The organism is Serratia sp. BNK-23 (assembly GCF_047456145.1).
Lineage (GTDB): Bacteria > Pseudomonadota > Gammaproteobacteria > Enterobacterales > Enterobacteriaceae > Serratia > Serratia nematodiphila.
Map to the genome: position 1 here is coordinate 4,376,070 of NZ_CP179900.1, position 15,800 is coordinate 4,391,869.

The 15,800-nt window shown below is 64.9% G+C and carries 14 protein-coding genes; 8 read left to right on the top strand and 6 right to left on the bottom strand.

Features of this window, described 5'->3' with window-relative positions:
* The first annotated feature begins 15 nt into the window (after nt 1-15).
* From ACMGF9_RS20835 to ACMGF9_RS20845, 3 genes are all read left to right on the top strand, one after another.
* Complete coding sequence (locus ACMGF9_RS20835; protein ID WP_015376520.1) at nt 16-1,203, top strand: MFS transporter; 1,188 nt, start codon at nt 16-18, stop codon at nt 1,201-1,203.
* On the top strand, nt 1,200-2,312 hold the full coding sequence (locus ACMGF9_RS20840; protein WP_088381217.1) for a class II histone deacetylase: 1,113 nt from the start codon (nt 1,200-1,202) through the stop codon (nt 2,310-2,312). Before ACMGF9_RS20835 ends, ACMGF9_RS20840 begins: the two co-directional genes overlap by 4 nt.
* 94 nt (nt 2,313-2,406) lie before the next feature.
* Nucleotides 2,407-3,213, top strand: coding sequence for an alpha/beta hydrolase (locus ACMGF9_RS20845; protein ID WP_033631711.1), 807 nt, complete (start codon nt 2,407-2,409; stop codon nt 3,211-3,213).
* A 46-nt stretch (nt 3,214-3,259) separates the two neighbouring features.
* Here the strand turns inward: ACMGF9_RS20845 and ACMGF9_RS20850 are convergent, their stop codons facing one another.
* The 3 genes from ACMGF9_RS20850 to ACMGF9_RS20860 all read right to left on the bottom strand — a co-directional run bounded on the left by ACMGF9_RS20850 (nt 3,260) and on the right by ACMGF9_RS20860 (nt 5,805).
* The gene (locus tag ACMGF9_RS20850; protein ID WP_015376517.1) at nt 3,260-3,625 is read right to left on the bottom strand and encodes a cupin domain-containing protein; all 366 of its coding nucleotides are present in this window, start codon (nt 3,623-3,625) and stop codon (nt 3,260-3,262) included.
* 18 nt (nt 3,626-3,643) lie between these two features.
* A complete protein-coding gene (locus tag ACMGF9_RS20855; RefSeq protein WP_015376516.1) occupies nt 3,644-4,945 on the bottom strand; it encodes an NAD(P)/FAD-dependent oxidoreductase in 1,302 nt (433 codons plus the stop codon).
* A 101-nt stretch (nt 4,946-5,046) separates the two neighbouring features.
* The gene (locus tag ACMGF9_RS20860) at nt 5,047-5,805 is read right to left on the bottom strand and encodes a helix-turn-helix transcriptional regulator (protein ID WP_015376515.1); all 759 of its coding nucleotides are present in this window, start codon (nt 5,803-5,805) and stop codon (nt 5,047-5,049) included.
* Between the two features lie 229 nt (nt 5,806-6,034).
* Here ACMGF9_RS20860 and ACMGF9_RS20865 point away from each other — a divergent pair, with 229 nt between their 5' ends.
* The gene (locus tag ACMGF9_RS20865; protein WP_021505269.1) at nt 6,035-7,162 is read left to right on the top strand and encodes an iron-containing alcohol dehydrogenase; all 1,128 of its coding nucleotides are present in this window, start codon (nt 6,035-6,037) and stop codon (nt 7,160-7,162) included.
* Nucleotides 7,163-7,296: 134 nt separating this feature from the next.
* Here the strand turns inward: ACMGF9_RS20865 and ACMGF9_RS20870 are convergent, their stop codons facing one another.
* Nucleotides 7,297-8,226, bottom strand: coding sequence for a LysR family transcriptional regulator (locus ACMGF9_RS20870; RefSeq protein WP_021505270.1), 930 nt, complete (start codon nt 8,224-8,226; stop codon nt 7,297-7,299).
* Between the two features lie 135 nt (nt 8,227-8,361).
* On the opposite strand from ACMGF9_RS20870, the gene ACMGF9_RS20875 reads away from it, so the two are divergent.
* From ACMGF9_RS20875 to ACMGF9_RS20890, 4 genes are all read left to right on the top strand, one after another.
* Nucleotides 8,362-9,702 (top strand): aspartate aminotransferase family protein, encoded by a 1,341-nt coding sequence (locus ACMGF9_RS20875; protein ID WP_099981764.1) that lies wholly within the window; start codon nt 8,362-8,364, stop codon nt 9,700-9,702.
* Between the two features lie 10 nt (nt 9,703-9,712).
* Nucleotides 9,713-11,221: a CoA-acylating methylmalonate-semialdehyde dehydrogenase gene (locus ACMGF9_RS20880; protein ID WP_099981763.1), complete on the top strand. Its 1,509-nt coding sequence runs from the start codon at nt 9,713-9,715 to the stop codon at nt 11,219-11,221.
* A 125-nt stretch (nt 11,222-11,346) separates the two neighbouring features.
* Nucleotides 11,347-12,723 carry an APC family permease gene (locus ACMGF9_RS20885; protein ID WP_015376511.1) on the top strand — a complete coding sequence of 459 codons (1,377 nt, stop codon included), beginning with the start codon at nt 11,347-11,349 and terminating at the stop codon, nt 12,721-12,723.
* A gap of 2 nt (nt 12,724-12,725) precedes the next feature.
* A complete protein-coding gene (locus ACMGF9_RS20890; RefSeq protein WP_118892471.1) occupies nt 12,726-13,835 on the top strand; it encodes a P1 family peptidase in 1,110 nt (369 codons plus the stop codon).
* 36 nt (nt 13,836-13,871) lie between these two features.
* On the opposite strand, the gene ACMGF9_RS20895 is transcribed toward ACMGF9_RS20890, so the two are convergent.
* Both ACMGF9_RS20895 and ACMGF9_RS20900 read right to left on the bottom strand, forming a co-directional pair.
* On the bottom strand, nt 13,872-15,122 hold the full coding sequence (locus tag ACMGF9_RS20895) for a phospholipase D-like domain-containing protein (protein ID WP_261438441.1): 1,251 nt from the start codon (nt 15,120-15,122) through the stop codon (nt 13,872-13,874).
* Nucleotides 15,115-15,765: a MotA/TolQ/ExbB proton channel family protein gene (locus ACMGF9_RS20900; protein WP_016929215.1), complete on the bottom strand. Its 651-nt coding sequence runs from the start codon at nt 15,763-15,765 to the stop codon at nt 15,115-15,117. Before ACMGF9_RS20900 ends, ACMGF9_RS20895 begins: the two co-directional genes overlap by 8 nt.
* Nucleotides 15,766-15,800 lie beyond the last annotated feature (35 nt).

Consider the following 15,800-nt stretch of genomic DNA (forward strand, 5'->3'; position numbering starts at 1 on the left):
TTGGGGAAAAGGTTTATGTCCAGTGATTCGGTTTCCGCGCCCGCCGTCGGCGCGGCGCTCCCCTGCCCGCCGCGGCTGCTGACCGCCATTATCGTCTTCGCCGCCATTGCGCCGGGCATTCTGATGACCGCCCCCGCCGTGGCCGCCCAGCTCGCGACTCAGTGGCAACTCGGCCCGGCGCAGATCGGCCACCTGTTCTCCACCGAACTCGGCGCCATGAGCCTGGCCACGCTGCCGGCGTGGTGGTGGATCGGGCGCATCAACTGGCGGCGGGTCGCTACGCTGTCGGCGCTGGTGTTTATCGCCGGCAACCTGGCTTCGGCGCTGGTGCAGGATTTCACCCTGCTGCTGCCGCTGCGCTTTATCGCCTCGCTGGCGGGCGGCACCCTGATGATCCTGTGCATCACCTGCGCCGCCGGCACCGCCAACCCCAGCCGGGTGTATGCCTTCTGGGTGCTCGGCCAGCTGGTGCTGGGCGCGGTCGGGCTGCTGGTGCTGCCGCCGCTGTTCGCGCACTTCGGTCTGATGGCGGTCTACCTGATTTTGGCGGCCATCATGCTGTGCTGCCTGCCGCTCATCCCGGCGTTCCCCAACGGTTTTACCGCCGCCCGCGCCGCCCGCAGCGGCCCCGCCGCCTCGCTGGCGCGCAAGCTGTGCGCCGTGCTGGCGGTGCTGACCTTTTACATCAGCCTGAGCGCGGTCTGGACCTTTATCGGCGGCATCGCCGCCGGCGCCGGGCTGTCGCCGGCCCACAGCGGCCAGGTGCTGGCCGTCGCCACCTTGCTCGGCATCGTCGGCGCCGGCGCCGCGGCGCTGATCGGCGCGCGCTTCAGCGGCGGGCGCCTGATCGTACTGGGGTACGCCCTGCTGCTGGCCAGCGTGGCGCTGCTGACAGGCCAACCCCTGCTGCTGCGCTTCGCCCTGGCGGCCCTGCTGTTCAAATTCACCTGGACCTTCGTGCTGCCATTCATTCTGGCGCGGGTCGCCGGGCTGGATAACGACGGCAAGCTGATGAACGGCATCAACCTGGTGATCGGCGGCGGTATGGCCATCGGCCCGACGCTGGCCGGCTCTTTAATCGAATATTCCGGCGGTTTCAACGCCTTGCTGTTCGGCGCGCTGGGCTGCGCGCTGCTGTCGCTGCTGTTGATTTCGCTGGCTTCACCGCGCGCACCGCGCCGTATAACAGGAGGAGAAAGGTGAAAAGAACAACCGGTTTCTTGTTTGATGAACGCTGTTTCTGGCACAGCACCGGCCTGCACGCCACCACCCTGCCGGTCGGCGGCTGGGTGCAACCGCCTTCGGGCGCCGGCCACGCCGAATCGCCGGAAACCAAGCGGCGCATGAAGAATCTGATGGACGTGTCCGGCCTGTCGCGCCAACTCACCCTGCTGAGCGCCGAACCGGCGACGGAAGAAGACCTGCTGCGCATCCATCCCGCCCACTACCTGCAGCGCTTCAAACAGGTGAGCGACAGCGGCGGCGGCCTGCTGGGGGAGGAGGCGCCGCTGGGGCCGGGCAGCTATGAAATCGCCAAACTCTCCGCCGGACTGGCCTGCGCGGCGGTGGAGGCGGTGCTGCAGGGCGAGCTGGATAACGCCTATGCGCTGTCGCGCCCGCCGGGCCACCACTGCCTGCCGGATCAATCGATGGGCTTCTGTTTCCTGGCCAATATTCCCATCGCCATCGAGCGCGCCAAGGCCCGCTACGGTCTGGGCAAGGTGGCGGTGCTCGACTGGGACGTGCACCACGGCAACGGCACCCAGCATATCTATTGGCAGCGCGGCGACGTGCTGACGCTGTCGCTGCATCAGGACGGTTGCTTCCCGGCGGGCTATTCCGGCGAACAGGATCGCGGCGAAGGCGCCGGGGCAGGCTGCAATGTCAACGTGCCGATGCTGGCCGGCGCCGGCGACGACGGCTACCTGCACGCGATGCGGCGCATCATTATCCCGGCGCTGGAAAAATTCGAGCCGGAGCTGATCATCGTCGCCTGCGGTTACGACGCCAACGCGCTCGATCCGCTGGCGCGCATGCAGCTGCACAGCGACAGCTTCCGCGCCATGACCGCGCTGGTGCAAGACGCCGCCGACCGGCTGTGCGGCGGCAAGCTGGTGATGGTGCATGAAGGCGGCTACGCCGAATCCTACGTGCCGTTCTGCGGGCTGGCGGTGATGGAGCAGCTGAGCGGCGTGCGCACGGAAGTGCAGGATCCGCTGCTAGAGTTCATCCAGCAACAGCAGCCGCGCGACGCGTTCAACCGCTTCCAGCGCGAAGCGCTCGACGAACTGGCGCGCCAGTTCGGCCTGTAATCCCCTCTCTGCGGGCGCCGCATCCGGCGCCCCTGACAAGCTCGCCGCCAGCCGCTACGCTGAAGGGCAACCCTACCACCATGAGAACAATAACATGTCCGAACAAACCGTCAGCTTTATCAAAGGCCGTCACGGCGACATCGCCGTGCACGACTGGGGAAACGACAAGCCGCGCTATCTGGCGCTGCTGGTACACGGCTACGGCGAGCATCTCGGCCGCTATCAATACGTGGCGCGCACGCTGCAGGCGCAGGGGGCGCGGGTATTCGGCCCCGACCATCTCGGCCACGGTCTGTCGCAGGGCGAGCGCGTGCTGATCGAGGATTATGACGCCGTGGTCGACGACGTTCAGCGCGTGGTCGAGCATCTTCGCCAACAGTATCCGACGCTGCCGCTGGTGGTGATCGGCCATTCGATGGGCGGCATGATCGCCACCCGCTACGTGCAGCGCTATGGCGAGGAGGTGCGCGCATTGGTGCTGTCCGGCCCGCTGCTCGGCGACAGAACGGCGATTTCCGATCTGGCCGAGTTGCCGACGATCCCCGACGCGCCGCTGGATACCGCCACCCTGGCGCGCGATCCGGCGGTTGGCGCGGCCTATCAGGAGGATCCGCTGGTGTGGCACGGGCCGTTCAAGCGCCCCACCCTGCGCGCCATGCAGCGGATCCTCGCCGCCATCAACGCCGGGCCGGGGTTCGGCGCGCTGCCTACGCTGTGGATCCACGGCGACGACGACCGGCTGGTACTGATGAGCGAAACGCAAACCGCGCTCGATCGTCTGCAGGGCGACGATTTCGAACGGATGATCAACACGGGCGGGCGGCACGAGAGCTTTAACGAAACCAATAAGGATCAGATCCTCAAGCGGGTAACCGACTTTATTGCGCGGGCGTTAGGTTAAGGTGCTCCCCCTCGGCATTCAGCCTGCTGAGGGGGGCATGACGGCGTCAGCCCTCGACGATGGCGAGGTAGTGTTTGACGAAGCGATCCGAGGTGATGTCCCAGCGCACCGGGGTGCCCTTCTCGACGAACCAGGAATCGCCGGCCTGATACTGCACCGATTCGCCGGTGCGTTCGTTGGTCAGGGTGGCGCTACCTTCCCACACCGTGGCGTGCTCGGCGAACGGGTACTCCATCACGAAGCTGCCGCGGGTGCAGCTGAACACGCCGCAGTTCAGGTTGTCGGTCGGTTCGCCGAAGATGCTGGCCACGCCGACGTTTGGCGTGCCGGCGATCACCGTGGCGCCCAGGTTGCTGACGCTGCCGATCTCCAGCAGTTCCGGCAGCGGTTGTTTAAGCAGTAACGGTTTCATGTCATTCTCCTCTGAGGGTTAACGGCGGCCTTTCCAGTAGCCGGATGTCTGGTGCCAAACCTTACCGGCGGTGGTCATCACTCGCCGCAGCTTGTCTTTGCCGAAGATGTTGACGTGCGGGATCGAGCTCATCAGATCGTAGCGATCGGATCCTTCGCTCATGCCCTCCGCCAGCACCTTGCACACGATGTGGCTCGGCGTCACGCCGAAGCCGGAGTAGCCCTGCACATAAAACACGTTGTCGCGATCCGGCAGCGTGCCGATCTGCGGGAACAGGTTGGCGCTGCAGCACAGCGGGCCGCCCCAGGCCAGATCGATCTTCACGTCTTTCAGGTACGGGAACACCTTCAGCATCAGGTTGCGGTTCCAGGCCTTGAGATCCGACGGGAAATATTCGATCAGGCGGGTGGCGCTGCCGAACAGCAGCCGGTTCTCATTGGTCACCCGGTAATAGTCGATCACCGGGCGGATGTCGCTGTAGGCGCCGCGGATCGGGCTGATCTGACGGATCAGATCGTCAGACAGCGGCTCGGTGGCCAGCTGGAAGGCGTAGGTGTTGATGGTCTTGCGGTAGATCTGCGGTTCCATGCCGTTGAGAAAGCCGTTGCAGGCCCACAGCATCTTGTTGGCGCGCACCGAGCCCATGGCGGTGCGCACCGTGATGCGCGGCCCGTACTCCACGTTGAGCACGCTGCTGTTCTCGAAGATTTTCACCCCGTAGCCGCTCAGCGCCTTGGCCTCGCCCAGCAACAGGTTGAGCGAATGCACGTGGCCGCCGCCCATGTGTTTCAGCGCGCAGGTGTAGGCGTCGGAGCCCACCACCTGCTTCACCTCCGCCCCGGTGTAAAGCTCGATCTCCTCTTCCGGCGCCACCGCCCTGAACTCCTTCAGCCAGCCGCGCAGGGTCTTCTCCTGACGCGCGTTGCTGCCGAGATAGCCGTAGCCGAAGCAGAAGTCGGCGTCGATGTCATATTTCTTGATGCGCTCGCGGATAATGCCGGCGCCGAGGTTGCTGATCTTGAAGATGGTTTCCAGCCCGGCCGGGCCGACGTGGCGTTTGATCTTCTCCAGATCGTGGCCGATGCCGGCCATCACCTGGCCGCCGTTGCGTCCGGTGCCGCCGTAGCCCAGATAGCGGCCTTCGAGGATGGCGATGTTGGTGATGCCCTTCTCCGCCAGCTCCAGCGCGGTGTTGATGCCGGAGAAGCCGCCGCCGATGATCACCACGTCGACGTCCAGATCCTCTTCCAGCGTCGGGAAGCGCAGATCGTATTTTTTGGTCGCCGCGTAGTAGGTTAAGGACTCGATTTCGTTGTTCACTGCCGCACTCCCGATTGCCTATGCCATGACATCGGATTATCGGGAGCCGTGGGATTGTCCGCTATGTCCCCTTAGGGACATTCGCTACAAAAAATTAACATTCACGCGCTGCGCCGCTGCGGGGCGGTCAGCAGCAGACTGAACAGTTCGGCCTGCGAGCCGATGTTCAGCTTGCCGTAGATGTTCTTGCGGTGATTTTTTACCGTGCCGAGGCTGATGAACAGCCGGTCGGCGATCTGCTGCGAACCGCAGCCGGCGAGGATCAGATCGACGATCTCGCGCTCGCGCGGCGTCAACAGATAGCGCGCCTGCGCGCCGTCGTGGTTCTCCGTGTCGGCCTCGGCCGGTGCCGCCACCACTTCGCCGTGCAGCCGCGCCACGCTTTTTACCAGCGTCAGCGCGCTGCGCAGATCCGCCCGCTGCGGGTAACGCACCGCCACCGTGCGGCGCGCCGAGCCGAAAAATACCCCCAGCCCGCGCTCCGGCGTCAATTGCAGCAGCACGCCGGCCTCGTCGTGCCAGCCGGTCTTGCGATAAAAGTTACGGTAATAGTCGCTGTGATAAAACCCGCAGGGCGCCAGCTGGCGCAGCGTCAGCACCTCGCCTTCGCCGCCGTCGTTCAGCGCGCGGTAAAACGGATCCTGCAGGTAGGCGCCCTGTTGGTAGATCTGGTTGACCGCATCGCTGTTTTCCCGCTCGGTTTTGATCAGGCAGCGCGGCGGCCGGCCGCGTTCGAAGGCATAGACGATGGCGTTGTCGAAGGCGAAAAACCCTTCCAGCCAATTCAACAGGCTGGGATAAAAGCGCGGGCTGGCCACCGCATCGATCACCGCAGACAAGCGTTCAACCTGAATATCCATACCCGCCTCGCCATTATTAATACATTAACAATCTACCGATTTCGGATGGGGTTGGCCGCACGACGGCCGGTACTGTTAAAAAAAGCATCCGGCGCGCCGAAATGCAAGAACGAGATCGTTTACATGTTAAACAACTCACAGGTTACCGCAGCGGGGAAAGCGGTGGCCGCTCCGCGCCCGCTGGCTTATGCTGTGGCATCGCGCCCCGCAACGCCGTCAAGGAGACCTCATGTCCGTCAGCCATATCATCGCCAACCGCCAGACCTGGTTCGGCCACGGCAGCATCCAGCAGCTGCCGCCGCTGCTGCTGGCCGATCCGCAGCCGACGCTGCTGTTCAGCTGCCGCTCTTTTCTCAACGGCCCGGTGTACGCCGGCCTGCGCGAAGCGCTGACGCCGCTGCTCATCGGCACTGAGATCGTCAGCCACGAGGCGTCGCCGCAGGAAATAGACGCCTGGGTGGCGCGCTGGCGCGGCCAGGCGCGGCGCGTGGTGGCCATCGGCGGCGGCAGCGTGCTGGACGCCGCCAAGGCGTTCTCCGCGCTGGTGGAGCACCCGCTGCCGACGCTGCGCTATATGGAAAAGGTGGGCGACAGCAAAATCAGCGGCGCCACCCTGCCGCTGATCGCCATTCCCACCACCGCCGGCACCGGCAGCGAGGTGACGCAGAACGCGGTGATCACCGATACCCAGGTCAGCAAAGTGAAAGCCTCGCTGCGCCATAATAACTTCGTGCCGCACACCGCCATTCTCGATCCGCAGCTGCTGGCGGGTGCCCCGGACAAGGTGCTGGCCTACTGCGCCATCGACGCCTTCACCCACCTGTTCGAGGCCTATCTGTCGAAAACCGCCGGCGCCATGACGCGCGATATGTCGCTGAGCGGCATTCGCCACTTCCTCGCTGCCTGGCCGGCGCTCAACCGCAGCGACGCGGCGCGCGAAGCGATTATGCAGGCTTCGTACCTCGGGGGGCTAACGCTGAGCGCCGCCGGGCTGGGGGTCATTCACGGCATCGCCGGCGAGATCGGCGCGCTGCGCGACTACCATCACGGCCAGGTCTGCGGCCGCCTGCTGCTGCCGTTCCTCACCCTGCTGGAAAGCAGCGAACAGCCGCAGCAGCGCGCGCTGATGGCCGAGCTGGCCGCGCGCCTGTACCCGCACTGGCAGGGCAGCCCGGAGAGCTACCTGACCGATTTCATCACCCGCCACGCCATCGCGCCATTCTGGCAGGACGATTTGCCGATTTCCGGCCAGGAATTGGCGGTGGCGCTGGAGAAATCCAACAGCAAGAATTCCTGGATCGACTATGCACCGGCGCAGCGGCAACGGATGATCGAAGAGGCGTTTCGCGTCGAATGATTATATAATCAGATCAACGCACTAGCAGGAGTAAGGAAATGGGCATCATCGGCTGGATCTTCGCCGGCATCGCGGTCGGCATCCTGGTCGGCGCGCTGATCAGAATCTTCGGCAAGAAGAAAGAGCAGTAAGCGTCACGCTGTTCCGTGGGCCGCCAGCAGGCACTCATGGAACAGCTTCACCACCCGCTGCGGCACCGGCGAGCGGCGCAGCACGCTGGAGTATTCGCAGTGATAGCGGAACAGCGCCGGTTTGATCGCCCGCATCAGGTTCTGCGCCACAAAAAACGCCGCGTAGTGATCCGGCAGAAAGCCGACGTATTTGCCGGACAGAATTAACGTCGCTATCGACTCCTGCGCAAACCCCGTCGCCTTGCGATGCAAATGTTGCTGCAGGCTCAGTTCCATATTCGGCGAATGATAGCCTAATCCGGCGAAGGCATAATTGTGCAGCAGATCCCAATTTAATGTTTCATGGGGGCCGGAAAATAATTCATGCTGCGCGCCGCAATATAAGAACATCCTCTCACTGAATAACGAATGATAAGATAAACTTTCCGCGCTGCGGTGCATGGGAATAACCCCAACCTGAAATTGCCCGTCAATAACGCCGCGTTCAATGGTATTAATCGGCTCCACATACATTTGCAAAGAAACCTCCGGCGCGCGCTCGCTGAATAACGCGATAGCCCGGCCGATCTGCGCCTGCGGATTGCTGACCGTATGGTCGAATATCGCCACGTGCAGCTGCCCGCCCATGCGCTGGTGCACCTCGTCCACTCCGCGACGGAAGGCCTCGGTGGCCGCCAGCAGGTTGACGGTTTCCTGGTAGATCAACAGCCCCTCATCGGTGACCGCAAAGCCCTCGCGCCCGCGCTGGCACAGCGTCAGGCCCAGCCGCTGTTCCAGATCCTTGATGTGCTTGCTGATGGTCGACAGGCTGATATTCAGCTCCAGTTCGGCGGCGCTCATGCCGCCGCAGTCGACCACGGCCTTGAATACCCGCAGCAAACGCAGATCCATATCCGACAATTGTCCCAGCAACGCGCGCTTTTTTACTTGCATAAAACCTTAAGTAAGTTTCGACATATGATTATTCACAGTAGAGAACAAGCGGTACATAGTCAATTTCGCACAACAATTCGTTAACAACTCATTTTATTTAATTAATCGCACTTATTTTCCTGCCCGGAGGAAAACATGGCCGCTGAAAATTATTCGCTTAATCGTCTCGATGCCGCAGGGTTAGAAGCCCATTGGATGCCTTTTACCGGCAACCGCAATTTTAAAGCGCAGCCGCGCATCATTACTCAGGCCGCAGGGGCGTATTACACCAGCCACGACGGCAGAAAGATTTTCGATGGCCTGTCCGGATTGTGGTGCTGCGGATTGGGGCACGGCCGGCAGGAAATCACCGACGCCGCCCAGCGCCAGCTGGCGACGCTGGATTACTCGCCGGCGTTTCAGTTCGGCCACCCGCTGTCGTTCGAGCTGGCCAACCAGATCAAGGCGCTGACGCCAGCGGGGCTGGATTACGTATTCTTCACCGGCTCCGGCTCGGAAGCGGCGGACACCTCGCTGAAAATGGCGCGCGCTTACTGGCGCGCCAAAGGCCAGGCGGGCAAAACCTGCTTTATCGGCCGGGAAAAGGGCTACCACGGCGTTAACTTCGGCGGCATCTCGGTCGGCGGCATCGCCGGCAACCGCAAGGCGTTCGGCGCCGGCGCCGAGGCGGATCACCTGCCGCACACCCTGCTGGCCGGCAACGCCTTTTCGCGCGGCATGCCGCAACAGGGGGTGGAGCTGGCGGATGAGCTCAGCCGCATCATCGCGCTGCGCGACGCCTCGACGATCGCCGCGGTGATCGTCGAACCGTTCTCCGGCTCCGCCGGGGTGATCGTGCCGCCGGTCGGCTATCTGCAGCGCCTGCGCGAGATCTGCACCCAGCATGACATTCTGCTGATCTTCGACGAAGTGATCACCGCCTTCGGCCGCTGCGGCGCGATGACCGGCGCCGAGGCGTTCGGCGTCACGCCGGACATCATGAACATCGCCAAACAGGTGACCAACGGCGCGCAGCCGATGGGCGCGGTGGTGGTGCGGCCGGAGATCTACCACACCTTCATGAACGGCGGCGAGCCGGACTACCAGCTCGAATTCCCGCACGGCTACACCTACTCCGCCCATCCGGTCAGCTGCGCGGTCGCGCTGGCGACGCTGGACATCCTGCAGCGTGAACAGATGGTGGAGCGCGTGCAGGCGCTGGCGCCCTATTTCGAGCGCGCGGTGCACAGCCTGCAGGGGGCCAAACACGTCGCCGACATTCGCAATATCGGCCTGGCGGCCGGCATCACGCTGGCGGCGCGGCCCGGCGAACCGGCGCGGCGCCCCTTCGAGGCGGCGATGCGCTGCTGGGAAAGCGGATTTTACGTGCGCTACGGCGGTGACACCCTGCAGTTGGCGCCGCCGTTCATCAGCAGCGAGGCGCAGATCGACGCGTTGATCAACGCCGTCGGCGACGCCCTCAACGCCACCGAATAAGGAGATAACCATGACCATTACCCATTGGATCAACGGCGAGCCCGCCGCCGGCGGCGAACGCAGCCAGCCGGTTTACGACCCGGCCACCGGCCAATCGGCGCAGGAGGTGCAGCTGGCCGACCGCGCCACGGTGGAGCGCGCCATCGCCGCCGCCGAACAGGCCTATCCCGCCTGGCGCGATACCCCGCCGCTGAAACGCGCGCGCATCATGATGAAGCTCAAGGATCTGCTGGAGCAGCATGCCGACGCCGTCTGCCAATTGATCACCGCCGAGCACGGCAAAGTGCTCAGCGACGCCCTGGGCGAACTGCAGCGCGGCATCGAGAATATCGAATACGCCGGCTATGTGCCGGAACTGCTGAAGGGCGAACACAGCAAAGAGGCGGGTCCGGGCATCGACAGCTGGAGCGAGTTTCAACCGCTCGGGGTGGTGGCAGGCATCACGCCGTTCAACTTCCCGGCGATGGTGCCGCTGTGGATGTGGCCGATGGCGGTGGCCTGCGGCAATACCTTCGTGCTGAAGCCTTCCGAGCGCGTGCCCTCCGCCGCGCTGTATATCGCGCGGCTGGCGGCGGAGGCCGGGCTGCCGCCGGGCGTGCTCAACGTGGTCAACGGCGATCGCGAAGCGGTGGAGACGCTGCTGCATGACGGGCGCGTGAAGGCGATAAGCTTCGTCGGTTCGACGCCGGTCGCGGAACACATCTATCACACCGGCTGCGGCCAGAACAAACGGGTGCAGGCGCTGGGCGGCGCCAAAAACCACGCGGTGGTGCTGCCGGACGCCGATATCCCCGGCGCGGTCGGCGCGCTGATGGGCGCGGCGTTCGGCTCCTGCGGCCAGCGCTGCATGGCCATTCCGCTGGTGGTCGCGGTGGGCGACGGCACCGCCGACGCGCTGATCGCCGGGCTGCGGCAACAGATGGCCGCCATGCGCGTCGGCCCCGGCAGCGACAACCGCAACGACATGGGGCCGCTGGTGACTCAACAGCATTATCAGAAGGTGAAAGGCTATATCGATCAGGGCGTGGCCGAAGGCGCCGAGCTGCTGGTGGACGGCCGCGAACTGCGCGTGATCGGCGCCGACGGCCGCCCCAGCCAGGGGTATTTCCTCGGCCCAACGCTGTTCGACCGCGTGACGCCCGGCATGCGCATCTATCAGGAAGAGATCTTCGGCCCGGTGCTCGGCGTGGTACGCGCGGCGTCGCTGCAGGAGGCGATGGCCTTGATCGACGCCCACGAATACGGCAACGGCACCTGCCTGTTCACCCGCGACGGCGAAGCGGCGCGCTACTTCTCCAGCCGCATTCAGGTCGGCATGGTGGGGATCAACGTGGCGCTGCCGGTGCCGGTGGCCTACCACTCGTTCGGCGGCTGGAAGCGCTCGCTGTTTGGCGATCTGCACGCCTACGGCCCGGACGCCGTCAGGTTCTACACCAAACGCAAAACCGTGACCCAGCGCTGGCCGGCCTCCGGCGACGCCCGCCGCGCCAGCTTCAGCTTCCCGTCGGGGCAGGGGTAACACATAAGAACAATAAACTTCCGGGGAGCAACGCTCCCCGGCATTTCGCGCGCTCCATTTGATTTCTGCGTACAGCCTGTGCAGCAAAACAATTACTCACTCACACGTTAATGGAGTCGTTAACCATGCAAGAGTCCGCCCCTGAACACACCTTCAAAGGCAATCTCAGCGTCCTCGACGTGGTGATGATTACCGCGTCCGGCGTGACGCCGGCCAGTTCGATCTTCGTCATCGCGCCGCTGGCGATCGCCAGCGCCGGCAGCGGCGCCTTTCTGTCATTTCTGATCGCCGCCTGCGTCGCCGCCACCATCGCGCTGTGCTATGCCGAGCTCGGCGCCGCGCACCCCAGCGCCGGCGGCGAATACAGCATCATCAAACGCCTGTTCGGCACCCTGTGCGGGTTGCAGACCTATCTGTTTATTCTCAGCGCCGCGCTGTTCGTGCCGGCGGTGCTGGCCACCGGCGCCGTGCCCTATCTGAATACCGCGCTGGGCACCTCATTCGACGCCTCCACCGCCGGCATGATCACCGTGCTGATCGGCGGCGCCTGCGCCATTTTCAACATCAAGGCCAACGCCCTGCTGACCGGCGCCTTTCTGGTGGTGGAAGTGGCGGTGCTGGCGCTGATCGCCTGGCTCGGTTTCAGCCATCCGCATCAAAGCGCAGAGATCCTCACCGCGCCGGTGATGCTGGACGCGCAAGGCAGCCTGGCGCCGGTGTCGCTGCCGCTGATCGTCGCCATGGTCGGGGTCGCGCTGTTCTCCTACAACGGCTACGGCGCAGCGGTGTACATGGCGGAAGACATGCGCGAACAGGGCAAACCGATGGCGGTCGCGATCATGCTGACGCTGGTCATCGTGGTGCTGGTGGAGCTGGTGCCGTTCACCGCCCTGCTGATCGGCTCGCCGTCGCTGGCGGAGATGGCCAAACAGGCCGACCCGGTCGGCTATGTGGTCACCCAGCTCGGCGGCCCGACGCTGGCGCGGGTGGTGAGCGGCGCGATTTATCTGTCGGTGTTCAACGCCATTATCGCCATCGTGGCGCAGTTCAGCCGCATGATGTTCGCCAGCGGGCGCGACGGCTTCTGGCTGCCGGCGTTCAACCGCGCGCTGAAAATCATCCACCCGCGTTTCGGCACCCCCTGGATCGCCACCCTGCTGTTCGGCGTGCCCTCGGCGCTGCTGGCGTTTTGCTCCGATCTCGAATCGCTGACCTCGTTCACCGTGATCCTGCTGCTGCTGGTGTACATCATCATGGCGGTGGCGGCGCTGATCAGCCGCCGTCGCCGCCACTTCCATCACCCGTACCTGATGCCGCTGTGGCCGCTGCCGGTGCTGGCGGCGCTGCTGTGCTGCCTGTACGTGCTGTGGACGATTTTGATCGCCAGCAGCCTGAAAGACTTTATTATCATTGCCGGCATCATCGGCTTCGGGCTGGCGCTGAACCATCTGCGCGGCCGCCAGACGGCGCCCCTCGCCGCCCCCTCAATAGAAGGAGAATAACCATGACGCAGCGCGCTCAGGATCTGGGCATCACCATCGGCCAGGGCACGCCCGGCCCGCTGAACGCCATCACCGACGTGCCCGGCGTGCGCGTCGGCCATGCCAGCCTTCATGCCGATTTGGCGGACGGGCGCAGCGTGCGCACCGGCGTGACGGTGATCGAACCGCGCCCCGGCTCCGCCCGCCACGCCCCCTGCTTCGCCGGCGTGCACGTGCTGAACGGCAACGGCGACGCCACCGGCCTGGAATGGGTGCGCGAAGCGGGGCTGCTGACCAGCCCGATCGCCTTCACCAACACCCACAGCGTGGGGGTAGTGCGCGATGCGCTGATCGCGCTGGAACGCGAAGCGCTGCCCGCGAGCGACAACGCGGTGTACTGGAATATGCCGGTGGTGATGGAAACCTTCGATGGTCTGCTCAACGACATCAACGGCTTTCACGTCAAGGCCGAGCACGTGCGCCAGGCGCAGCAGGCGGCCCGTGGCGGCTTGCCGCAGGAAGGCGCGGTCGGCGGCGGCAGCGGCATGATCTGTCATGAGTTCAAGGGCGGCAGCGGCACCGCATCGCGCCGCTTGCCCGCCGATCAGGGCGGCTGGACGGTGGGCGCCATCGTGCAGGCCAACCACGGCAAGCGCGAGTCGCTGCTGGTGGGCGGTTATCCGGTGGGCCGCCACCTGGGGCATATCCCCTCGCCGTTCACGCCGCAGTTGCCGCATCCCGGCATGGGCTCCATCGTCGTGGCGCTGGCCACCGACGCGCCGCTGCTGCCGCACCAGTGCGCGCGGCTGGCGCAGCGCGCCAGCATCGGCATCGCCCGCACCGGCGGCGGCACCGAGGATTCGAGCGGCGATATCTTTATCGCCTTCGCCACCGGCAACGACGGCCTGCCGCCCGCCGACTACGCCAATAAAGGCGCTTTCACCACGCCGCTGCGCATGGTGAACAATGACTACATTTCGGCGCTGTTCGCGGCGGCGGCGGAAGCGGTGGAGGAGGCGATCGTCAATGCGCTGCTGGCGGCCAATACCGTCAGCGGCAACGGCCATCGGGCGGAAGGGTTGAGCGCCGAACAGCTGGTGACGGCGCTGGAGAAGGCCGGCTGGCGGCGGTAAACAACGCGGGGCGCGGGGGTAGCCACGCCCTGATAATCAGGATTCGCCGCCCGGCTTGGGCGTCGGGTAATCGTAATCCAGCTTTAACGGTTCGGCATAGACGCTGTTCCACAGCTGTTGGTACAGCTGGTCCAACCGCCCGCTCATCGCCGCGCTGTGCAGCACCAGTTCCAGATTGCGCGAGTTGTCCAGATAGCCGCCGGTCCAGTTGCTGGTGCCCACCCAGGCAATCTCATCATCGATGGTCATCAGCTTGCTGTGGATCACGCGGGCAAACGGGATGAAGCCGCTGCTGGCCGGCGGAATGGTCACCACCTTGATCTGCACGTTCGGCACCAGCGCCAGGCTCTTCAGCCAGGCGATATCCGGCTTTTTGGTGTTCCAGTTGGCCACCATCAGCTCGATCTGCACGCCGCGCGCCGCTGCGCTGCGCAGCGCATTGTCGATCACCGCATAGAAGGGGCGGCTGCGCTCCGGGCCAAACGACAGCGGCGCGTAGTCCATCACCTGCACCCGCACCCGCCGTTTGGCGTCGGCCAGCAGGCGCGGCAGCTCGGCCTGCGAATCGAGCACGCCCGCCGGATTGTAGGCGCGCGGGCTGGCCACCAGATAGTTGTCCTGCGGGGGCGCGGTCGGCGGCGAATCGGGCAGCGCCGGCACCGGCTTATCCTGCGCCAGCAGCGCCTGCGCCTGCCAGTCCTGTTCGAAGATCGCCTGAATTTGCCCCACCACCTTGGCGTCGCTGATGCGCAGCCCGGTTTCGTGAATATGCTCCAGCGCGCGCCAGTCGAAGTTCTGGCTGCCGACAAACGCCTGTTCGCCGTCCACCAGCAGATACTTGGCGTGCAGGATGCCGCCGCTCAGCTTCTGGTAAGGAATGATGCGCAGCTCCAGATTGGGGATCGCCTTCAGCTGTTCCAGCGTCTCGGCGGTGGAGTTGCGGATGCCTTTCTCCTCCAGCAGGAAGCGGATTTTCACCCCGCGCTCACCGGCCGCCTTCAGGCGCTGCAGCACGCCGTCCAGCAAGGAGCCGTCCTGATTCGCCACGTAGAACTGCCCCAGATCGATGCGGGTTTTCGCCGCGTCGAACATCTCGCGCCACACCTCGGCGGTGTTGCGCAGGTCGTCGGCCTGCAGCGCGGTTTCTACCGGTGCGGTATACACCAGCTCGTAACCGGGAATCGCAAAACGCGCCGCAGCGCTCTGGCTCAACATCAACAAACAACCGCTCCACAATGCCGTATAAAGGCGGCCGAACGGCCGCCGTGTTGGATGGCCATTAGGCATAGCGCGGCGCCCCGCTGTCAACCCATTGTTCGCCGCTGCCGCTCTCCGGGCGGCTGGCCGGTTGACCGGCGCGGATCAGCAGCACCTTCAGCAGCTCGTTGATGCGCTCCATGCGGCTCTGCAGGAAGTTGTTGGCCACCAGGCACAGCAGCGCGATGGCGATGCCGAGACCAGTGGCGTACAGCGCGGTGCCCATCCCGGCCGACACCAGGCTCGGCTCGGAGACGCCCGAAGCGGCCAGCGCCTTGAAGGTTTCGATGATCCCCATCACCGTGCCCAGCAGCCCCAGCAACGGCGCAGCGGTGACCACGGTTTCCAGCAGCCACAGGCCGCGCGCCATCGGTGGCTTGCTCAGCAAGTACTGGGCGTCGATCAGATCGCCGATCGCCTCGCGATCGCCGGCGCGGTGTTTCTGCGCCAGCACCGGCGCGATCACCGCCATCGGCAGGCTGTTGCGCTGGGTCAGCGCGTCCGGCAGATCGGCCGCGCGGCGCACCTCCGGCGTCAGCGCTTGCTCCAGCCGGCGCGCCTGGCGCTGGGTATAGGCGAAGTACAGCGTGCGTTCGATGATGATCACCAGCGCAATCGCCAGCGCGGCGTACATCACGTAGAAAATAATGTCGTGCAACAGATTGGCATCCATACAGGGCTCCTCTTCCCCGCCGCCCGGCAGGCAGC

Excerpts from the sequence above, each read along its gene's own strand:
- ACMGF9_RS20835 (WP_015376520.1), top strand. The coding sequence starts at position 16 with ATGTCCAGTGATTCGGTTTCCGCGCCCGCCGTCGGCGCGGCGCTCCCC.
- ACMGF9_RS20845 (WP_033631711.1), top strand. The coding sequence starts at position 2,407 with ATGTCCGAACAAACCGTCAGCTTTATCAAAGGCCGTCACGGCGACATC.
- ACMGF9_RS20850 (WP_015376517.1), bottom strand. The coding sequence starts at position 3,625 with ATGAAACCGTTACTGCTTAAACAACCGCTGCCGGAACTGCTGGAGATC.
- ACMGF9_RS20860 (WP_015376515.1), bottom strand. The coding sequence starts at position 5,805 with ATGGATATTCAGGTTGAACGCTTGTCTGCGGTGATCGATGCGGTGGCC.
- ACMGF9_RS20865 (WP_021505269.1), top strand. The coding sequence starts at position 6,035 with ATGTCCGTCAGCCATATCATCGCCAACCGCCAGACCTGGTTCGGCCAC.
- ACMGF9_RS20870 (WP_021505270.1), bottom strand. The coding sequence starts at position 8,226 with ATGCAAGTAAAAAAGCGCGCGTTGCTGGGACAATTGTCGGATATGGAT.
- ACMGF9_RS20875 (WP_099981764.1), top strand. The coding sequence starts at position 8,362 with ATGGCCGCTGAAAATTATTCGCTTAATCGTCTCGATGCCGCAGGGTTA.
- ACMGF9_RS20880 (WP_099981763.1), top strand. The coding sequence starts at position 9,713 with ATGACCATTACCCATTGGATCAACGGCGAGCCCGCCGCCGGCGGCGAA.
- ACMGF9_RS20885 (WP_015376511.1), top strand. The coding sequence starts at position 11,347 with ATGCAAGAGTCCGCCCCTGAACACACCTTCAAAGGCAATCTCAGCGTC.
- ACMGF9_RS20890 (WP_118892471.1), top strand. The coding sequence starts at position 12,726 with ATGACGCAGCGCGCTCAGGATCTGGGCATCACCATCGGCCAGGGCACG.
- ACMGF9_RS20895 (WP_261438441.1), bottom strand. The coding sequence starts at position 15,122 with ATGCCTAATGGCCATCCAACACGGCGGCCGTTCGGCCGCCTTTATACG.
- ACMGF9_RS20900 (WP_016929215.1), bottom strand. The coding sequence starts at position 15,765 with ATGGATGCCAATCTGTTGCACGACATTATTTTCTACGTGATGTACGCC.